The 17,481-nt window shown below is 69.3% G+C and carries 16 protein-coding genes; 4 read left to right on the top strand and 12 right to left on the bottom strand.

Annotation, left to right across the window (positions count from 1 at the left end; translation table 11 throughout):
- Positions 1-14 precede the first annotated feature (14 nt).
- On the top strand, positions 15-1,289 hold the full coding sequence (locus HKK72_RS06025; protein WP_222720384.1) for a cytochrome P450: 1,275 nt from the start codon (positions 15-17) through the stop codon (positions 1,287-1,289).
- Between the two features lie 107 nt (positions 1,290-1,396).
- Here HKK72_RS06025 and HKK72_RS06020 read toward each other — a convergent pair whose 3' ends face one another.
- The 7 genes from HKK72_RS06020 to HKK72_RS05990 form a co-directional block, all read right to left on the bottom strand.
- A complete protein-coding gene (locus HKK72_RS06020) occupies positions 1,397-1,975 on the bottom strand; it encodes a hypothetical protein (protein WP_187233227.1) in 579 nt (192 codons plus the stop codon).
- 2 nt (positions 1,976-1,977) lie between these two features.
- A complete protein-coding gene (locus HKK72_RS06015; protein WP_187233226.1) occupies positions 1,978-2,745 on the bottom strand; it encodes a DUF4239 domain-containing protein in 768 nt (255 codons plus the stop codon).
- 95 nt (positions 2,746-2,840) lie between these two features.
- Positions 2,841-3,266 (bottom strand): hypothetical protein, encoded by a 426-nt coding sequence (locus HKK72_RS06010; RefSeq protein ID WP_187233225.1) that lies wholly within the window; start codon positions 3,264-3,266, stop codon positions 2,841-2,843.
- Between the two features lie 63 nt (positions 3,267-3,329).
- A complete protein-coding gene (locus tag HKK72_RS06005) occupies positions 3,330-3,809 on the bottom strand; it encodes a hypothetical protein (protein WP_187233224.1) in 480 nt (159 codons plus the stop codon).
- A 339-nt stretch (positions 3,810-4,148) separates the two neighbouring features.
- On the bottom strand, positions 4,149-5,777 hold the full coding sequence (locus tag HKK72_RS06000; protein ID WP_187233277.1) for a glycerol-3-phosphate dehydrogenase/oxidase: 1,629 nt from the start codon (positions 5,775-5,777) through the stop codon (positions 4,149-4,151).
- 145 nt (positions 5,778-5,922) lie between these two features.
- Positions 5,923-7,440, bottom strand: a complete 1,518-nt coding sequence (gene glpK, locus HKK72_RS05995; protein ID WP_187233223.1) for a glycerol kinase GlpK — start codon at positions 7,438-7,440, stop codon at positions 5,923-5,925.
- A 94-nt stretch (positions 7,441-7,534) separates the two neighbouring features.
- Entirely contained in the window at positions 7,535-8,365 is an 831-nt protein-coding gene (locus HKK72_RS05990) for an MIP/aquaporin family protein (RefSeq protein WP_187233222.1), read from the bottom strand.
- A gap of 330 nt (positions 8,366-8,695) precedes the next feature.
- On the opposite strand from HKK72_RS05990, the gene HKK72_RS05985 reads away from it, so the two are divergent.
- Entirely contained in the window at positions 8,696-9,463 is a 768-nt protein-coding gene (locus tag HKK72_RS05985) for an IclR family transcriptional regulator (protein ID WP_187233221.1), read from the top strand.
- A 39-nt stretch (positions 9,464-9,502) separates the two neighbouring features.
- Entirely contained in the window at positions 9,503-11,014 is a 1,512-nt protein-coding gene (gene glpK, locus HKK72_RS05980) for a glycerol kinase GlpK (protein WP_187233220.1), read from the top strand.
- Between the two features lie 127 nt (positions 11,015-11,141).
- Here glpK (HKK72_RS05980) and HKK72_RS05975 read toward each other — a convergent pair whose 3' ends face one another.
- Complete coding sequence (locus HKK72_RS05975) at positions 11,142-12,038, bottom strand: hypothetical protein (protein WP_187233219.1); 897 nt, start codon at positions 12,036-12,038, stop codon at positions 11,142-11,144.
- Between the two features lie 347 nt (positions 12,039-12,385).
- Here HKK72_RS05975 and HKK72_RS05970 point away from each other — a divergent pair, with 347 nt between their 5' ends.
- A complete protein-coding gene (locus HKK72_RS05970) occupies positions 12,386-13,468 on the top strand; it encodes a quinone-dependent dihydroorotate dehydrogenase (RefSeq protein WP_187233218.1) in 1,083 nt (360 codons plus the stop codon).
- Positions 13,469-13,484: 16 nt separating this feature from the next.
- On the opposite strand, the gene HKK72_RS05965 is transcribed toward HKK72_RS05970, so the two are convergent.
- The 4 genes from HKK72_RS05965 to HKK72_RS05950 all read right to left on the bottom strand — a co-directional run bounded on the left by HKK72_RS05965 (position 13,485) and on the right by HKK72_RS05950 (position 17,409).
- The gene (locus tag HKK72_RS05965) at positions 13,485-14,921 is read right to left on the bottom strand and encodes a class I SAM-dependent methyltransferase (RefSeq protein ID WP_315987102.1); all 1,437 of its coding nucleotides are present in this window, start codon (positions 14,919-14,921) and stop codon (positions 13,485-13,487) included.
- A gap of 79 nt (positions 14,922-15,000) precedes the next feature.
- The gene (locus HKK72_RS05960; protein ID WP_187233217.1) at positions 15,001-15,810 is read right to left on the bottom strand and encodes an N-acetylmuramoyl-L-alanine amidase; all 810 of its coding nucleotides are present in this window, start codon (positions 15,808-15,810) and stop codon (positions 15,001-15,003) included.
- 196 nt (positions 15,811-16,006) lie between these two features.
- The gene (locus HKK72_RS05955) at positions 16,007-16,249 is read right to left on the bottom strand and encodes a hypothetical protein (RefSeq protein WP_187233216.1); all 243 of its coding nucleotides are present in this window, start codon (positions 16,247-16,249) and stop codon (positions 16,007-16,009) included.
- A gap of 188 nt (positions 16,250-16,437) precedes the next feature.
- Positions 16,438-17,409 (bottom strand): LacI family DNA-binding transcriptional regulator, encoded by a 972-nt coding sequence (locus HKK72_RS05950; RefSeq protein WP_315987101.1) that lies wholly within the window; start codon positions 17,407-17,409, stop codon positions 16,438-16,440.
- Positions 17,410-17,481 lie beyond the last annotated feature (72 nt).

The following is a 17,481-nucleotide window of genomic DNA, read 5'->3' as shown; positions in this document are numbered from 1 at the left end:
AAAGGGGGATGCTCATGAGCGGGGTACGCCCACCGTTCGACGTGTTCGACCCGAAGGTGTACTCCCGGGGCATTCCCCACGAGACCTACCGCCGGCTGCGCGGCGAGCACCCCGTGCACTGGCAGGATGAGCACGAGGTGGACGGCTGGCCGGCCGGGCCCGGATTCTGGGCGGTGACGCGCTACGCGGACGTCGTGCGGGTCCTGCGGACGCCGACGGAGTACAGCTCCTGGCTCGGAGCCACGCAGATCCGTGACCCCGCGCCCGAGGACCTGCCGTTCATCCGGCAGATGATGCTCAACCTCGACCCGCCGGCCCACGGCCGGCTTCGGCGGATCGTCTCCCGGGTCTTCACGCCACGACGCGTGGAGCGATTCACCGCCGACGTGGCGGCCCGGGCCCGGCTCCTCGTCGACGAGATCGCCGAGCGGGGCGAGTGCGACCTGCCCGTGGACGTGACGGACGAGTTCCCGATCCAGAACCTCGGCGACCTCCTGGGCATACCCGCTGGCGATCGCGCCCACATCCTGGCCTGGACCAACCGTGTCGTCGGCTATCAGGACCCCGATCACGCCACCGTCGTGGAGGGCGCAGGCGGCGGGCCGGTCAACCCGCGGTCTCCGGCCATGCTGGCCGACATGTTCGACTACGCCCGCCGGCTCGCGGCGGACAAGCGCCGCAGTCCCACCGGCGACGTGATGACTGCGCTGGCGACGGCCGAGGTGGACGGGCGGCGCCTCACCGATCCCGAGCTGTCGATGTTCTTCTTCCTGCTCGTGATCGCGGGCAACGACACCGTACGCTCGGCCCTGCCCGGTGGCATGATCGCCCTGCTCGGCCACCCGGACGAGCATCACCGCCTGCTCGCGCATCCGCACCGGCTCGACTCGGCGATCGAGGAGATGCTGCGCTGGCACCCGCCGGTGCTCAGCTTCCGGCGCACCGCCGTGGTCGACACGGTCCTCGCCGGGCAGCCGATCGCCGCGGGAGACAAGGTCGTGGTGTTCCACGGCTCCGCCAACTACGACGAGCGCCGGTTCCCCGACCCGCTGCGCTTCGACATCACCCGGAACCCCAACGACCACGTCTCGTTCGGTGACGGCCCGCACGTCTGCCTGGGTGCGCATTACGCCCGCCTGCAGCTGCGAGCGTTCTACCGGGAGATCCTCTGGCGGCTGCCCGACATCGAACTCGCCGGGCCGCCCGACCGGCTGGTGTCCAACTTCATCGCCGGGGTCAAGCACCTGCCGGTGCGGTACACCCCGGTTCCCCGCCTGGGCGCCCGGTGACCGGCCGGCCGCCCGATCCGAGGCGTCCGGCGGCACGGACGTCGCGGCGGCCGCCGCCGGGTCCAAGACCATCGACACCGGCCTGCGGCTCCTGGAGATCCTGCGGCTCATCGGCGAGCGGCGAAGGCCAGGCCCGCACCGGAGGCGATCACGGTCGAGAGGACGACGAACACCATCACCGTGCCCAGCGGATTCCGGTTGCGGCGCGAGGGTGCGACCGCCCGAGACGACGGTCGTGCCCGGTGGCTCGTCGTCGCCGATGAAGGCGTGGGCCGGCGGGTCACCGCGGACGGCGTGGGTTCTGGAGCGCGCCGCATGGCCAGGGGCCGTGGCGCAGGCTCCGACGCCGCCGAGATCGGCGGTGCGGGGCGTGGCGTGGGCGGCGCCGGCGGGCGCGGGCCGGCAGTCGCCGGCGGCCGGGTCGGAGTCGGCGGCGGGACAGGCGCCGGAGGCCCGGGTTCCGGGGGGTGATCAGCGCCGCGACACCTCCCGATGACCAGCCGAAGGCGCAGAAGCAACTCCACGTCGAGGTCGACGCAGAGAGCGAGCACCGGGCCGGCGGCCGGGCCGTACGCCGCCGCCACGGACCGAGCCGGACGCGCGGTCGCGGCGGCCGACGCGGGTGCGGCGACACCGAGTCCCGCGATCAACGCGGTCAGCAACCCGGCCATCCGAGCGGCACGCACGATCAGCCGCCTCCAGAGATCCGCTGGAACTCCTGTTGTGCCGCCGTGAAGGCGTCGGGCTCGATCGCCAGGCCACCGCTGAACACGTGAGAGATGTTGAAGGCCAGATAGATTCCGACCCCCAGCAGCGCCGCCATGACCATCAGCGGCGCGATGTCCATGCCACGCGGCCGCGCGCCCGTGAGGAACGGGAAGATGATGACCGCGAGCCCCGCCAGGATGGTCAGGATGAGCAGACCCGCAGGGGGCGTCGCCTTGGCGTCCGCCGCTCGCTGGTGACGGGCCGTGGACAGGTTCTGGATCTCGGCCAGTACGTCGGCGCGGGCGTCTCGAGCGTCGTCACCCGTCACGCGCAGCCCCGTGACGTTCGCGCGCAACCTGTCCAGGCGCGACCAGCCCTCCGGGCTGAGCCGTTGCTTCGCCATGAGGGGCCACTCCCGGCCGAGTACGTGCTGGACGTAACCCCGCAGTTCCGCCTGGACCTGTCCGGACGCCGGAGCGGGAAGGGCCGCCGCGGACCAGTACGCCTCGACGACGGCCTGGCTCTCGGCGTAGGTGTTCTGGCGGGCCGAGTCGGCCGTCGTCCACGGCACCACGATGGCCATGGCGAACGCCAGCAGGAACAGCGCGGAGAGCATCGCCCCGGCGTGGCGTGGCGTTTCGCCGTCCCGCTCGTCATCTTTGGGATCTCCACTCAGCTTCCGGAAGAGGAACGACGCCACGATGACCACAGCGACCGCCGAGGCCGCGGCGAGGATGCAGATCAGCATTACCGACTCCACAACTTCGTCAACAAAAGGCCAGTGTTCCGTCCGCCTGAACGCCGTTACAGGAGTATCAGAAACAGCCGGGCCATAAGTGGCCGTTAGTGGCCGCGAGCCGATGGTTGAAGATCCGATTGTGGGTCGACAGTGCCGGTCGGTCGCGATCGGCCCGCGCGATCATAAATGGTCGCCCGGCCGAACACGACCGTCATGGCGGATCTGTCGGCGCACTGGGTATGCCGGCGAGATCCGCTGGTCATGGGAGTTAACCAGAAGATCGCGAGAAAGGCCTGCACGGTAGTGACCGTTTCCGCGATTCGCCGCCCGAGTTCGGCTGCCGACCCGCGTTCCGGCAGATGCGCACGACCGCGTTTGATGGGCGTCTCAGGCGTATGCATGGGGAGATTTCCCCAGATCCGCCCCACCCGAAAAGCACCAGAAATGGTCTGCTTCAGCCACAAAACAATTATCTCGGCTGCGGCATGCGGCGTGGGGACGATCACCGGCGACGTGGCCTGGCCGATCACCCGGCGGGCGCCGGTCTCGAGCCGCCGGTCGCGCCGCCCTGACGTGGCGACGTGCGTCCGAACTCAGGGGTTCTCCACGCTCAGGCTCATCATCGACGGGTTCTTGATCGTGGTGGCACGGGTGTCGTCCCAGAAAAAGCGAAAGCCGCTCCGGCTCGCAAATCTCTCCATGCTCGTCAGAGGCGGCCCACTGAAGCCTACGAAGCGTCGCCTGGTGATCACTCTCTGCGAGATCTTGCAGTTCTTCACACGCCTGCACAGGGCGTATTGAAAAGTAATGTTCCGGCCGTTGTTATTGGACGAGTTGTGCTGAGCGCCCTGGTTCTTGGTCGGACTGTTGGCGGTGACGGAATTCTTCTTGCCGGAGACGCGTGAAACGTTATCGTCGACGTCGTTGTCCCCACTGTCGAACAGGGCGCTCCGCCCGATCGCGGCCGCCGGGACGGGTGCCGCCTCCGCAGTACCCTGCGGCATGGTGCCTGCTACGGCGGCCGACGCGCAGACGACGAAGCCGAAGCGGCCGATAAGGCTGATCTCACTCATGAACCCGCTCTTTCACATAGAAGATCATGCACCTATGCCCAGCTATGGCCCATCAAAGAGTTCCCGACCCTCCACAGCTTCATCCGCACCGTACAGCAGCGATATGAGATTTCATACCCTCCGACATTCGACTGATCGCCGTACCGGCAAAACGGGCAAAAAGAATTACCACTTCTTTGCGCTCTCAGGCCGCACGAAAAGATAAACGTGGCATGGTGCCCCTCTGCGGCAGCGCACCAGAAAAAATGGTCATGACCGCGCCAGTGACTCGCCAATGGGCGCTTCACCGAAACGGGACCGGCCGGACGCCGGGGGCGCCAGCCCCCGCCCGCGGGGTCGTCAGGCGGGCACTTGGGCGACCTGGGCCGGATCCGGGTCCGCATCCGTGCGCAACTGACCGCCGTGCTCGGTGCGGACCAGCCGCAGATACTCCTCCGTCTCGGCCGCGACGTCACCGGCGTCCCACCCGAGGATCGGGGCGATCAGGTCGGCGACATGGCGCGCGGCGGTCGCTCCGTTGTCGCGCTCCTCCATGGAGATCCGCATCCGTCTGGACAGCACGTCCCCGAGATGCAACGCCCCCTCGTGCGAAACCGCGTAGACGGCTTCGACCTTCAGGTAGTCCTGCGCGCCGGGGATGGGCTCGCCGAGGTCCGGGTCGGCCGCGACGAGCTCCAACAGCTCGCCGACGCACGATCCGTAGCGGTTCAGCAGATGCTCGATGCGGGCGATGTGCATGCCGGATCTCGCCGCGAGCCGCCGGCGATCGTTCCAGAGCACCTCGAACCCCTCGGCGCCGAGGAGTGGCAGGCGGGCGGTGACCGACTCGGGCACGGGGCCGCTCATGCCGCGTGCCGCCATGTCGACCGCGTCCTGCGCCATCACGCGATAGGTGGTGTACTTCCCACCGGCCACCACGACCAGTCCGGGCACGGGCTCCGCGACGGTGTGCTCGCGTGAGAGCCTGGCGGTGTCGTCGGACTCGCCGGCGAGCAGCGGGCGCAGACCCGCGTAGACGCCCTCGATGTCCTCGTAGGCGAGCGGTGTGCGCAGCACCGCGTTGACCCGTTCGAGCAGGTAGTCGATGTCGGCGCGGTCGGCGACCGGGTCGTCGCCCGAATCCCACGCGGTGTCGGTGGTGCCGACGATCCAGTGCCGTCCCCACGGGATGACGAACAGCACGCTCTTCTCGGTGCGCAGGATCAGGCCGGTGTCGAGGAAGATCCGGTCGCGGGGCACCAGGAAGTGAACGCCCTTGGACGCCTGCACGGTGAACGTGCTGCGAATGCCGGCCATCTCACCGCTGCCGTCGGTCCACACCCCGGTCGCGTTGATCACCTGTTGCGCCCGTACCGCGATCTCGCGGCCGGTCTCGAGATCGCGTACGCACGCGCCGGTCACCCGGATACCCTCCCGCAGGAAGCGGGTCACCTCGGTGCGCGTCGCCACGCACGCGCCGTACTGCGCGGCCGTCCGCGCGACCGCCAACGTGAAACGGGCGTCGTCGGTCTGCGCGTCGTAGTACTGGATCGCCCCCACGAGCGCGTCCGAGCGCAGGCCGGGTGCCTCGCGAAGAGCGGCGCGCCGACTCAGCTGGCGCTGCCTCGGGAGTGCGCGCGCACCGCCCATCGTGTCGTACAGGCCGACGCCCGCACCGATGTAGAAGCGCTCCCAGACCCGCTTCTTGAGCGGAATCAGGAACGGGACGGGCCGGACCAGGTGGGGGGCGAGCCTGGTCAGGAGCAGGCCGCGCTCCCGTAGGGCCTCGCGGACGAGCCGAAAGTCGAGCTGTTCGAGGTAGCGCAGCCCACCGTGGATGAGCTTGCTGGATCGGCTGGACGTCCCCGCGGCCCAGTCCCGCGCCTCGACGAGCGCGACCGACAGGCCACGCGAGACCGCGTCGAGGGCCGCGCCGGTTCCGACGATGCCACCGCCGATGACCAGCACGTCGAACTCGGTCTCGGCCATGGTCTGCAGTGCGGCGTCCCGGTACCGCGGGTCCAGTGGTGTCGATGTCACGCGCGGGCTCCTCAAGGTGAGCAGGTCTGCGGGAGGCGCCCGGGCGGGGCCGGAGAACGAGTCCGGCCGGCCCCGCCCTGGCGCTATGCGGTGGTCAGTCGATGTCGACCCAGTTGAGCGTGCGTTCGATCGCCTTCTTCCATCCGGCGTAGCCGTGCTCGCGCTGCTCGTCGTTCCATTCCGACTGCCAGCGCTTGTCCTCGTTCCAGTTGCGCTTCAGCTCCTCGGTGGACTTCCAGAAGCCGACCGCGAGACCGGCGCCGTACGCGGCCCCGAGCGCGGTGGTCTCGGCCACGACCGGCTTGGACACCGGGACCCCGAGGATGTCGGACTGCATCTGCATGCACAGCTCGTTCGCGGTGATGCCGCCGTCCACCCGGAGCACGTCGAGGACGACTCCGGAGTCCTGCTGCATCGCCTCGACGACGTCGCGCGTCTGGTAGCAGATGGATTCGAGGGTCGCCCGGGCGAGATGGGCGTTGGTGTTGAAGCGGGAGAGACCGACGATCGCCCCGCGCGCGTCCGACCGCCAGTACGGTGCGAACAGACCCGAGAAGGCAGGCACGAAGTAGACGCCGCCGTTGTCCTCGACCTGGCGGGCGAGCGACTCGCTCTCGGATGCTCCCGAGATGATGCCGAGCTGGTCGCGCAGCCACTGTACGGCCGAGCCGGTGACCGCGATCGAGCCTTCGAGTGCGTACACGGGCTTGGCGTCACCGAACTGGTAGCAGACGGTGGTGAGCAGGCCGTTGGTGGATCGGACCAGCTCGTTGCCGGTGTTGAGGAGCAGGAAGTTGCCGGTGCCGTAGGTGTTCTTTGCCTGCCCGGGCTCGAAACAGACCTGCCCGACCGTCGCGGCCTGCTGGTCGCCCAGGTCGGCGGCGAGGATGATCTCGCCGCCGAACGGGCCGGCGGCACGCGTGAGACCGTAGCCCTGAGGGTCCGACGACGGCCTGATCTGCGGCAGCATCTGGCGCGGGATGTTGAACAGCGACAGCAGTTCGTCGTCCCAGTCGAGGGTCTCCAGGTCCATCAGCATGGTGCGGCTGGCGTTGGTCGGGTCGGTGACGTGCACGCCGCCGTCGGTGCCGCCGGTGAGGTTCCACAGCAGCCAGCTGTCGGTGTTGCCGAACACGGCCTCGCCGGCCTCGGCCGCCTCGCGGACCCCGTCGACGTTCTCCAGGATCCACTGGATCTTGCCGCCGGAGAAGTAGGTCGCCGGAGGCAGACCGGCCTTGCGCCGGATGACGTCGCCCTTGCCGTCGCGTTCGAGAGCCGAGGCGATGCGGTCGGTACGGGTGTCCTGCCAGACGATCGCGTTGTAGTACGGCCGGCCCGTGCGCCGGTTCCAGACGACCGCCGTCTCGCGCTGGTTGGTGATGCCCACCGCGGCGAGGTCCGCGGCCGACAGGTTCGCCTTGTTCAGAGCCGTCGTGATCACCGATCGGGTCCGCTCCCAGATCTCGGTCGGGTCGTGCTCGACCCAGCCGGGGCTCGGAAGGATCTGCTCGTGCTCGAGCTGGTGCCGGGCGACCTCGTTACCACCGTGGTCGAAGATCATGAAGCGGGAGCTCGTCGTTCCCTGGTCGACCGCTCCGACGAAGTCAGCCATTAAGAGTGTCTCCTTTGGGAGTGTGCTTGGGGGCTTGGCCGTGTCGTGCCCAGGCCGCTGTTCAGCCCGTCTCGTACGCAGTCCATCCTGGTGCTCATGCGGTCTCGAGCTCGGTACGCGTGGGGGCCGGGTCGGGCTCCGGCGGCTCCTCGGCCGAGGGCAGGAACCGGCCGATCAGGACCTTGTACAGGCCGGCTCCGAGCACGCCGCCGATGAGCGGGCCGATGATGGGGACCCAGAAGTAGATTTCGCCGTACTGATCCCGCCAGGCCCCGCCGTAACCGGTGAAGAACGACGCCAGCCGGGGGCCGAAGTCACGGGCCGGGTTGATCGCGTATCCGGCGTCGGTGCCCCAGGCCATGCCGATGGCCACCACGAGGAGGCCGATCACGAACGGGCCGAGGTTGGCGGCGGGCGCCGAGTTGCGCAGGTCGGTGAGGGCCAGGATGACGAAGAGCAGGATCGCGGTGCCGATGATCTGGTCGCGGAACGCGCCCATGGTGTGCACCGGCAGCGTGCCGTTGCCGGGCAGGGTCGAGAAGACGCCCTGGGTCTTGATGGTGTGGCCGGGATCGGCCTTGGCGAGGACCTCGGTGTAGTTCCACCGGACGATGAGGGCGGCGATGAAGGCCCCGGCCGTCTGGGCCAGCATGTACGGAGCGACTTTGCGCCAGGAGAAGTCCTTGAAGACCGCGAGAGCGAACGTCACGGCGGGGTTGAGATGCGCGCCGCTGACGCGGGCGGCGACGTAGACGCCGAGCGTGACGCCGATCCCCCACGCCCAGGAGATGCTGTCGTGGTCGCCGATGCCGCCGGCCACGACCTGCGCGACGACGCCGACACCGAACAGGATGAGGATCATCGTTCCGGCGAATTCGGCGGCCATCTCACCGGCCAGCCCTGGAATCTTTCTCGGTTCCGCCATGTGCTCTCCTCGCCAAAGCGATGGGGGGTGGGGACGCGGTCGCCGACCTCACGGTCAGAACGCGGCCGGGTGGGGTTGGAGGCAGATCACGAGCCGTGAGGTGTCTCACGGCTGGGAGGAGGGTAAGTCGGCCCTGAACAGGGGTCAACGGACATGTGTCGACATTGTCGAACACTTTGCCCGAGCCCGCTCGGGCAGTACCCTCCGGAATGTGATCCAGACCACGAGAGCTGGCTGGTCCTTCGCAGCTACGGCGGGCATGTCAACATCTGCCGACATTGCCGACGCCATGTCGGTCAATCGCTATTCCGTCACGGTACGATCTGAGCCGTGCCAGGACCAGTTCAATCGATCGAGCGAGCGGCGGCGATCCTGCGCCTGCTCGCCCGCAGCTCCGGTCGGCTCGGCGTGGGGGAGGTCGCCAGCTCGCTGGGCCTAGCGCGCGGCACGGCCCACGGCATCCTCCGCACCCTCGAGCGGGTCGGCTTCGTCGAACAGGACGAACCGACGGGCAAGTACCAGCTCGGCGCCGCCCTCCTCCATCTCGGCACCAGCTATCTCGACGTCAACGAGCTCCGGTCGCGTGCGATCAACTGGGCCGACGCGCTGGCCGCGCGCAGCGGCGAGGCCGTGCGCATCGGGACGCTGCTCGACGGCAAGGTGCTCGTGGTGCACCACGTCTTCCGCCCTGACGACACCCTTCAGGCCATGGACATCGGCTCCCTGCTACCGCCGCACGCCACCGCGCTGGGGAAGGCCCTGCTGGCCCACGACGCCAACGCGGCGGCGTACCTTCAAGGCGCGGAGCTGGAACCCTTCTCCCGCCGCACCATCACCAACCCGAGGGAGCTCGGACGAGCGCTCGCCCGCGTGCGCGATCTCGGCTGGGCCACCGAGATCGAGGAGATGTCCATTGGTGAAGCCGCGATCGCCGCACCGATCCGGGGCTACGGCGGGCTGGTCGTCGGCGCCATCGGCGTGTCGGGAGCCGTCGAGCGGTTCTGCGACACCAAGGGCGCGCCCAACCTCGAACTCGTCGGTTACGTACGTGACGCCGCGCGTGCCGTGTCCAGGGACCTCGGTGCCTCCCGCTGGTAGGAACGGGCCAGGCCGGCGCCGCGAGCGGGTGGGCACGCCATGACCGAGCGCTATGTGATGTCGATCGATCAGGGGACGACCTCGACGCGCTGCATCCTGTTCGATCACGGGGGACGTCTCGTCTCCGTCGCTCAGCGCGAGCACAAGCAGCATTTCCCCAAGCCGGGCTGGGTGGAGCACGACGCCGTCGAGATCTGGCGCAATCTGGAGCGGATCGCGCCCGAGGCCCTCGCCCAGGCGGGCGCCACCCCCGCCCAGGTGGCCGCCATCGGCATCGCCAACCAGCGCGAGACCACGGTCCTGTGGGACCGCCGCACCGGGACCCCGATCGGCCGGGCCGTCGTGTGGCAGGACACCCGCACCGATGCACTGATCGAGGAGCTGGCGCAGGAGCGGAACGCCGGCATCGTCGCCGAGCGCAGCGGCCTGCCGCTGGCGACCTACTTCTCGGCGCCGCGGATCCGCTGGATGCTCGATCACGACCCCGGGTTGCGCGAGCGCGCCGAGCGGGGCGAAGTGCTCTTCGGCACCATGGAGAGCTGGCTCATCTGGAACCTCACCGGCGGGCTCGACGGCGGCATCCATGTGACCGACGTGACCAACGCCAGCCGGACCCTGCTGATGGATCTCAACTCGCTGGCGTGGGACGACGAGCTCCTCGCGTTCTTCGGGATCCCGCGCGCCATGATGCCGGAGATCCGCTCCTCCACGGAGACCTACGGCGTGGCCCGCCGCGTGATCCCGAACGTGCACATCGGCGCCGCGCTCGGTGACCAGCAGGCGGCGTTGTTCGGGCAGACCTGCTTCTCGCCCGGCGAGGCCAAGTGCACGTACGGCACCGGCGGCTTTCTGCTGATGAACACCGGCAACGAGCCGGTGCGCTCCTCGAACGGGCTGCTGACCACCGTCGGTTACAAGATCGCTGGCGAACCCGCCGTCTATGCCCTCGAGGGCTCGATCGCCATCACCGGCGCCCTGGTGCAGTGGTTCCGCGACGGGCTGGGGCTGATCAGCAGCGCTCCGGAGATCGAGACCCTGGCGCGCACGGTCGACGACAACGGCGGGTGTTACATCGTCCCGGCCTTCTCCGGCCTGTTCGCACCGCACTGGCGCAGCGAGGCGCGCGGCATCATCGTCGGTCTCACCTCCTACATCACCAAGGGCCACCTGGCGCGTGCGGTCCTGGAGGCGACCGGCTGGCAGACCCGCGAGGTCGTCGACGCGATGAACCGCGACTCCGGCCTCAGCCTCAAGGAGCTCAAGGTGGACGGCGGCATGACGGCCGACCACCTGCTCATGCAGTTCATCGCCGACGTGCTCAACGTGCCCGCCGTACGGCCCATGGTCGTCGAGACCGTCTCGCTCGGTGCGGCCTACGCCGCGGGACTCGCCGTCGGTTACTGGGCGGATCTGGAAGGGCTCCGGCGCAACTGGCACCGGGCCGCCCGCTGGGTGCCCAGCATGGACCCGGAACGGCGCGCGAGCGAGTACGACAATTGGCAGCGGGCGGTCGAGCGCACCTTCGACTGGATCAAACCGGGCAGCCGCTGAAGCCATCCGCTCATGGGCGGCTTCTCGCGTTACACCCAGCGTATGTGAAGCGCCCCGAGCGACATCGCCCGGGGCGCTTCACCCGCACTATTTGAATGGAACTATTTCGCCGGATACCAGGCCTTCATCACGGCTCGTTCCACATCGAGGCGCTGTTAGCCGGCGATTCGGAAAGCAGATCCCGCCAGTGCTTCTCGGCCTGCGGAACGGCGGCGGCACCCGGCCGGCGCGCCGCACCTCGCTGGGCCGCGTGCTTGCGGCTCTGGGCCTGCTGACCGCGGCGCGCGTGGCCCCGCTGGGCATTCGCGTGGCGACGGCTGACGCCGGGGGCCTGGGCGGCTCTCTGCCGGCTCCCGTTCTGGGCGGCCGCCTTCTGAGCGTTCAGCCCGGGCGCCTTCTGGGCGCTCTGGGCGGGCGCCTTCTGGGCGCTCTGGGCGGGCGCCTTCTGGGCGCTCTGGGCAGCCTCGTCGTCATCGCCCTGGTCGCGTGGCATCTCCCGCGCGATCCGCCGGCCGCTGGGAACACCGCTGGGCGCCTGCTGAGCGCTCGGTGCGGCCTGGCCTGCGCTCGGTGCGACCTCGCCGCTCGGGGCTTGCTGAGCGCTGGTCGCAGGCTGGGAGCTCGCGGCAGGCGCCGAGGCGGGGTTCTGCGCGGCGGGCTGCTGACCACTCGGACTGGCGGGCGCCGGCCTCGGCGTGGGCGCGGGTTCTGGTTGTGCTGAGGCCTTCAACGCCCTCTGCCCGAGGGGATCGTTGCCGATCACCCGCGAATCCTCAGCGTCGTCGGCGCCGAGCGGAACGCTCCGCCCGTCGGCCCTGTCGCCGCCGGCCTTCCGGCTACTGGCGCTGTTGGCGCGCACGTTCGGTATGGGGTCTGGGGGGCCGTCGGTGGCCACGCGCGTCGCCATGGCGCCCTGCGGAGCGAGCTCCGCGTTCGCGCTCACCGACAGCGAAACGACACCTCCGGCCAATGCAGCCGAAACTGCGGCGAGAGCAAGGCTGCGCGTGTATTTGATCTTGCTCATGAGTGGCTCTCTTTTCATATTGAGAATCGTCCCCTCGGTGCCTCTGCCATTACCGGCCATTTCGGTGCATGAAACTCCGTCCAGGCCAGATAGCAAGGATGTCGGCTGGCATACCCCTCGGCCTAGTGTTGATAGCGACGGCGATAACACAAGCGGAGATAATTACCGTCCCTTTATGTTTGTGACGTGCCGATGACATCACGTACAAGGATGGTCGGCACCGGTATAAGGAGCAAGCACTCGACCACGCCGAAAAGGGCACTCCAGACGACATAGTGGGGAATTGAGCGAGCCTGCGGTGACGGCCCGTGCCATCGCCCGAGATGTATCTGACAGAATCGTTGGCAATGTATCGACTTCTGTACTCACTGCTCATCGTGCGGATTCCCGCCGAGACGGTCCACCGCCTGACGATGACCGGCCTGCGCCTGATCGGCGCGGTACCCGGCCTCGCCGGCCTCGTCCGTCGCCGACTCGGCCCCAGGGATCCCGCGCTCGCGGTCACGGCGCTCGGCCTCGCCTTCCCGGGTCCGCTCGGGCTCGCGGCGGGCTTCGACAAGGACGCGGAGGCCTGCGCCGCCCTGGCGGGTTTCGGTTTCGGCTTCATCGAGGTCGGCACGATCACCGCGCGAGCCCAGCCCGGCAACCCGAGACCACGGCTCTTCCGGCTCTCCGCCGACCGGGCGATCGTCAACCGGATGGGCTTCAACAACCACGGGGCCGAGGCCGCCGCGCGCCGGCTCCGCCGCCGGACCTCGAAAGTGATCGTCGGGGTCAACATCGGCAAGACCAAGGTCGTGCCCGAGCAGGACGCCGTCGCCGACTACGTCGAGAGCACCGAGCGGCTCGCCGCCCTGGCCGACTACCTGGTGGTCAACGTCAGCTCGCCCAACACGCCCGGGCTACGGAACCTGCAGGCCGTGGAGCACCTCAGGCCCCTGCTGACGGCCGTGCGCGAGGCCGCGGACCGAGCGTCCGCCCGCAGGGTCCCGCTGCTCGTCAAGATCGCGCCAGACCTGGCCGACGCGGACATCGACGCCATCGCCGACCTCGCGCTCGAACTGGGGCTGGACGGCATCATCGCCACCAACACCACCATCGGCCGGAGCGGGCTGGTCAGCGACGAGCGGCTGGTCAAGGAGACCGGAGGACTGTCGGGCGCGCCGCTCAAGGAGCGTTCGCTGGAGGTACTGCGGCGCCTGCGGCGGCGGGCCGGGGATCGGCTCGTACTGATCTCGGTCGGTGGCATCGAGACGGCGGACGACGCCTGGGAGCGGATCCGTGCGGGCGCGACGCTCGTCCAGGGCTACACCGCGCTGATCTATGGCGGCCCGTTCTGGCCGCACGGCGTTCACGAGGGGCTCGGCGAACGCCTGCGCCAGAGCGGCTTCACGACCATCGCCGACGCGCGGGGAACCGCCGCGGAGTAGGACCCGTCACACCGCCTCACCGGCCGGCGATCTCGAAGAACCCGTCCGCGATCAGCTCCGGCAGCACGGCCTGAGCGTGGGCCCGAACGTCGTCCGCCGGCAGCCCCATGAGTTCGGCGATCGCCTCGAGCAACGGCTCCATGGGCAGCGTCCCGTCACAGACGCCCGCCAGGGCGGCCTCGACCGTCCCCACGCCGGCCGCGCGTCGCAGCCCGCGCGTCTGGCGGAGCACGATCCGCTCCGGATCCTCGGCTCCCGGTGGTCCGATCTGCTCCTGGACGACCCCGGCCGCAGTGCGCAGCGCGCCTGTGGAAAACCTCTCGCCACCGGCCATCCCATCGAAAATCTTTTCCACATACGCGCCGACCGGCTGCTCGACTCCCTGCCGCAGCTCCTCCACCCGTACGGTCGTGCCGCCCTTGCGGAGGGAGATCCAGCCGAACCCGATGCCCGTGACGTTCTCGCGCTCGAAGTGGTCGAGCCAGGCGTCGTAGCGGCGCCGGTACTCCGCGGTGCCGGTCTCGCAGGAGTCGCGCAACCACAACTCGGCGTACTCGGCCGGGTCCTGGACATCTCGCTGTACGACCCACGCGTCACACCCGCCGGCGGTGAACCACCCGCCGACGCGCTCCTCCCAGGACCGCCCGCCGATGTGCAGCCAGTTGGCGAGCAGATGGCACCATCCGCCGTCCACCAGGTAGGACGGCGCCTCGGTCACCAGCCGCCGGCAGACCTCGTCGCCGGGCAGCCCGGACTCGCGGTAGGAAAAGCGGCCATCCGGAGAGATCACGAAGGGTGGATTGGAAACGATCAGATCGAACGTCCGATCGCGAACCGGGTCGAGCAGCGAGCCCTTCAGCAACTCGACGTCGCGCAGCCCTGAGAGCGCGAAACTCATCTGGGCGAGCGCCAGCGCGCGGGGGTTCACGTCGGTCGCACTGATCTTCCGGGCCCGATCCGCCAGATGCAGAGCCTGCACCCCCGAGCCGGTTCCCAGATCGAGCGCGTTTTCCACAGGCCTGTGGACAACCAGCTGCGCGAGGTTGGCCGAAGCGCCTCCCGCGCCCACCACATGGTCGAGCCGCAAGGGCGCCTCGCCTCCGGGCCGGACCTTGAGATCGGAGACGACATAACCGATTCCGGGATCGCCGCCGACCGATTCGAGCGGCTCGACGTGCACGGTCGCTCGGACCTCGCCGGCCGACCGCTCGGCCAGCCCGGCGGCGACCAGATCATCGGTCAGAGGGCCGGCCTCCGGTATGCCCACCTGCAGCCAGAAGAGCCTGGTGATCGCCTCGAGCGGCGAGCCGCCACGAGTGGCCCTCAGCGCGGGAACGATCTCATCGCGCGCGAGGGCGCCTCCGGCCACGGGCCCGAGCAACTCCCGTACTCCGGCCACGGTGTATCCGGCCTGGTGGAAATGGTCGCGTACGCGACCCAGCGCATCGATCACCAGCCCATCCTCCCAAGCCTCCAGCCGACAAATGAGCGCGATGAGGGATGAGGGATGTGGCCGGAGCGGCTCGGGGCACTCAGGTGAGGTAGTCGGTGAGACCGTCCGCCAGGGCCTCGGCGATCTTCTGGCGGAACTCGGGGTCGGACAGCTTGGCCGCGTCGCCCGGGTCCTGCATGTTGCCGCATTCGATGAAGACCTTGGGCCGCGTGGACAGGTTCAACCCGCCGAGGTCGTCGCGCACGTCGAGGGCCTTCGTGCCGCGGTAGTTGGAGAACGGCATGCCGGTCCCCGTGTGGTAGGCGTCGCGAAGCGCCAGGCCGAGCTTGCGGGAGTCCGAGATGATCTTGTCGTTATGGCCCTTGACCAGGCCGGGCTCGATGATGTGGAAGCCCCGGTCGCCCTTCGGCGCGCCGTCGGCGTGCACGGACAGGGCCGCGTCGGCCTTGTTCTTGTTGCCGATGGCGGCGCGCTCGGTGACGCAGGGACCGACGCCGGTGTCGTTGCCGCGGGTCAGTACGACCTTGGCGCCCTGGGACTTCAAGATCTTGGCCGTCCGGTTGGAGACGTCCCAGGTGAAGGCATGCTCCGCGTAACCGCTCCTGGTCTCGGTGCCGGTCGTGTCACACGCCTTGCGCTCTGTGATCACATTGACCAGCCGGTTCACCTCGGAGGCGTGTGCGGCGTTGCCCCCGTTGTGCCCCGGGTCGATGACGATGACCTTGCCGTCCAGGGACCTCCGCGGAACGCTGCCGGCCGGGCCCTCTGCGGACACCGCCGGACCACCGCCGGTCGACGCGGCCGGGCCACCACCGGAGGACGCGGCGGCCGCCTCGCCCGAGCCGACGGACGAGCCGGACGCGAAACCGCACGCGGCGAGTGCGGGCATGAATGTGATCAGCACAGCTGCCGCAAGGGATCTCTGACGCGGGGTCCTCAAGAAACGCAGCCCTTCGTAATATGGCCGTGACCAACCCTGTCAGTTTGCACACAGGCGGCCATACGTCAAATCGCTGCACGAAAAAGGCATGATCAAGTGGCCGCCGCCCCCCTGCGGAGATCCACGGCGACGGCCACGCCTGCGATCAGACCGAGCGAACGGTGTCGTCCTCGCCCAGCAGGGCGGCGAGGGCTCGCGCTTCATCCGCGTCAAGACCCAGGACCACGCGGGGTCGCCCCCATGGGTGATCAATCGAATGGGCCACGTAGCTGGCGACGGACTCCGCCAGTTGTTCGGTCAGTCCACGCGCGTGGCGCCACTCCGTCCACGCGCGCTCCAACTCACTCGCCGCGCGCTGAGCGCACGACACCATCTCCGGATCACGCACGATTTACCCCCTGGGTGAACATGATCCTTTCGCCGACCGGCCGAACGGCTGGTTCAGTGCACCCATTAAGGCCCTGCGGCCCCCTCGCTGCCGGGCAATTGCGCAAGGCTTGGCGAGTCCCATACCGGCCGGAAAGACGATCGACCCGGGCTCGACCGGATCCGGTTCAAAGCCTCGACGAGCTCACCTCAGAGAGCCCGCGCGGGGCCGGTGGTCGAACGCACCACGAGGTGCGGCACGACGAGGGTCTGGCGTGGCTCACGGCCCGGATCCTCGATGCGGGCGCACAGCAGTTCGGCGGCGACGCGGCCCATGTCGCGCCGGGGTTGGTCGACGCTGGTCAGCGAGATGTGCCTGATCGCGGCGAGGTGGGTGTTGTCGTAGCCGACGATCGAGACGTCGCCTGGGACGCGCAGTTCCAGCTCGTCGGCGGCCGAGAGCGCACCGGTGGCGACCAGGTCGTTCGGTGCGAAGATCGCGGTCGGACGGCGTTCCCGGGACAACAGGGCCCGGGCCGAGCGGTAGCCGCCCTCCTCGGTGAAGTCGCCCGTTTCGACGATGACCTCGTCGGACAGGCCGTAGCGGGCCATAGCGGCCTCGTAGCCCGCACGGCGGTAACGCGCGGTGGTGGAACGCGCCCCCTCGATGTGGGCGATCCGCCGGTGACCGTGCTCGACCAGGTGGTCCACGGCCAGGCTGGCGCCCAGCTCGTCATCGTCGACGACGATGTCGACGCCCTCGACGTCGCGTTCGCCGACCACGACGACCGGGACGCTCGCGGCCGCCTCCTTGAGCGAGTCGGGAACGACGCTGAGCAGGACGAGGCCGTCGACCCGCATCTCCAGGAACGCCTCGACCGCCTCCGCCTCGAAGAGGGGGTCCCAGCGGCCGCTGCCGACCAGCATGCGCAGCCCCTCGCCGTGCAGCGTCTCCTGGAGACCGTCGAGGAATTCGGCGAAGAACGGGTTGTGCAGGTCGGCCACCAGCGCCCCGATGAGCCGGGTGCGGCCCTCCACCAGGCTGCGGGCGACGGCGTTGGGCCGGTAGCCGAGTTCTCGGGCCGCCTTGAGCACGGCCTTGCGCCGGCGTTCGCTGACGTGCGGTGATCCCCGCATCACCAGCGACACCAGCGACTTGGACACCCCCGCGCGTTCGGCCACGTTCCGAATCGTCGGTTTCGGCGTCGACGGCCCGGGCACCGCATCCGATCTTCCGACTGCAGGCGGCGTGCC

Origin of the sequence: Actinomadura sp. HBU206391, assembly GCF_014323665.1 — a bacterium.
Lineage (GTDB): Bacteria > Actinomycetota > Actinomycetes > Streptosporangiales > Streptosporangiaceae > Actinomadura_C.
The sequence above is the reverse complement of the archived record's forward strand: the minus strand, read 5'-3'. Positions and strand labels throughout refer to the sequence as shown.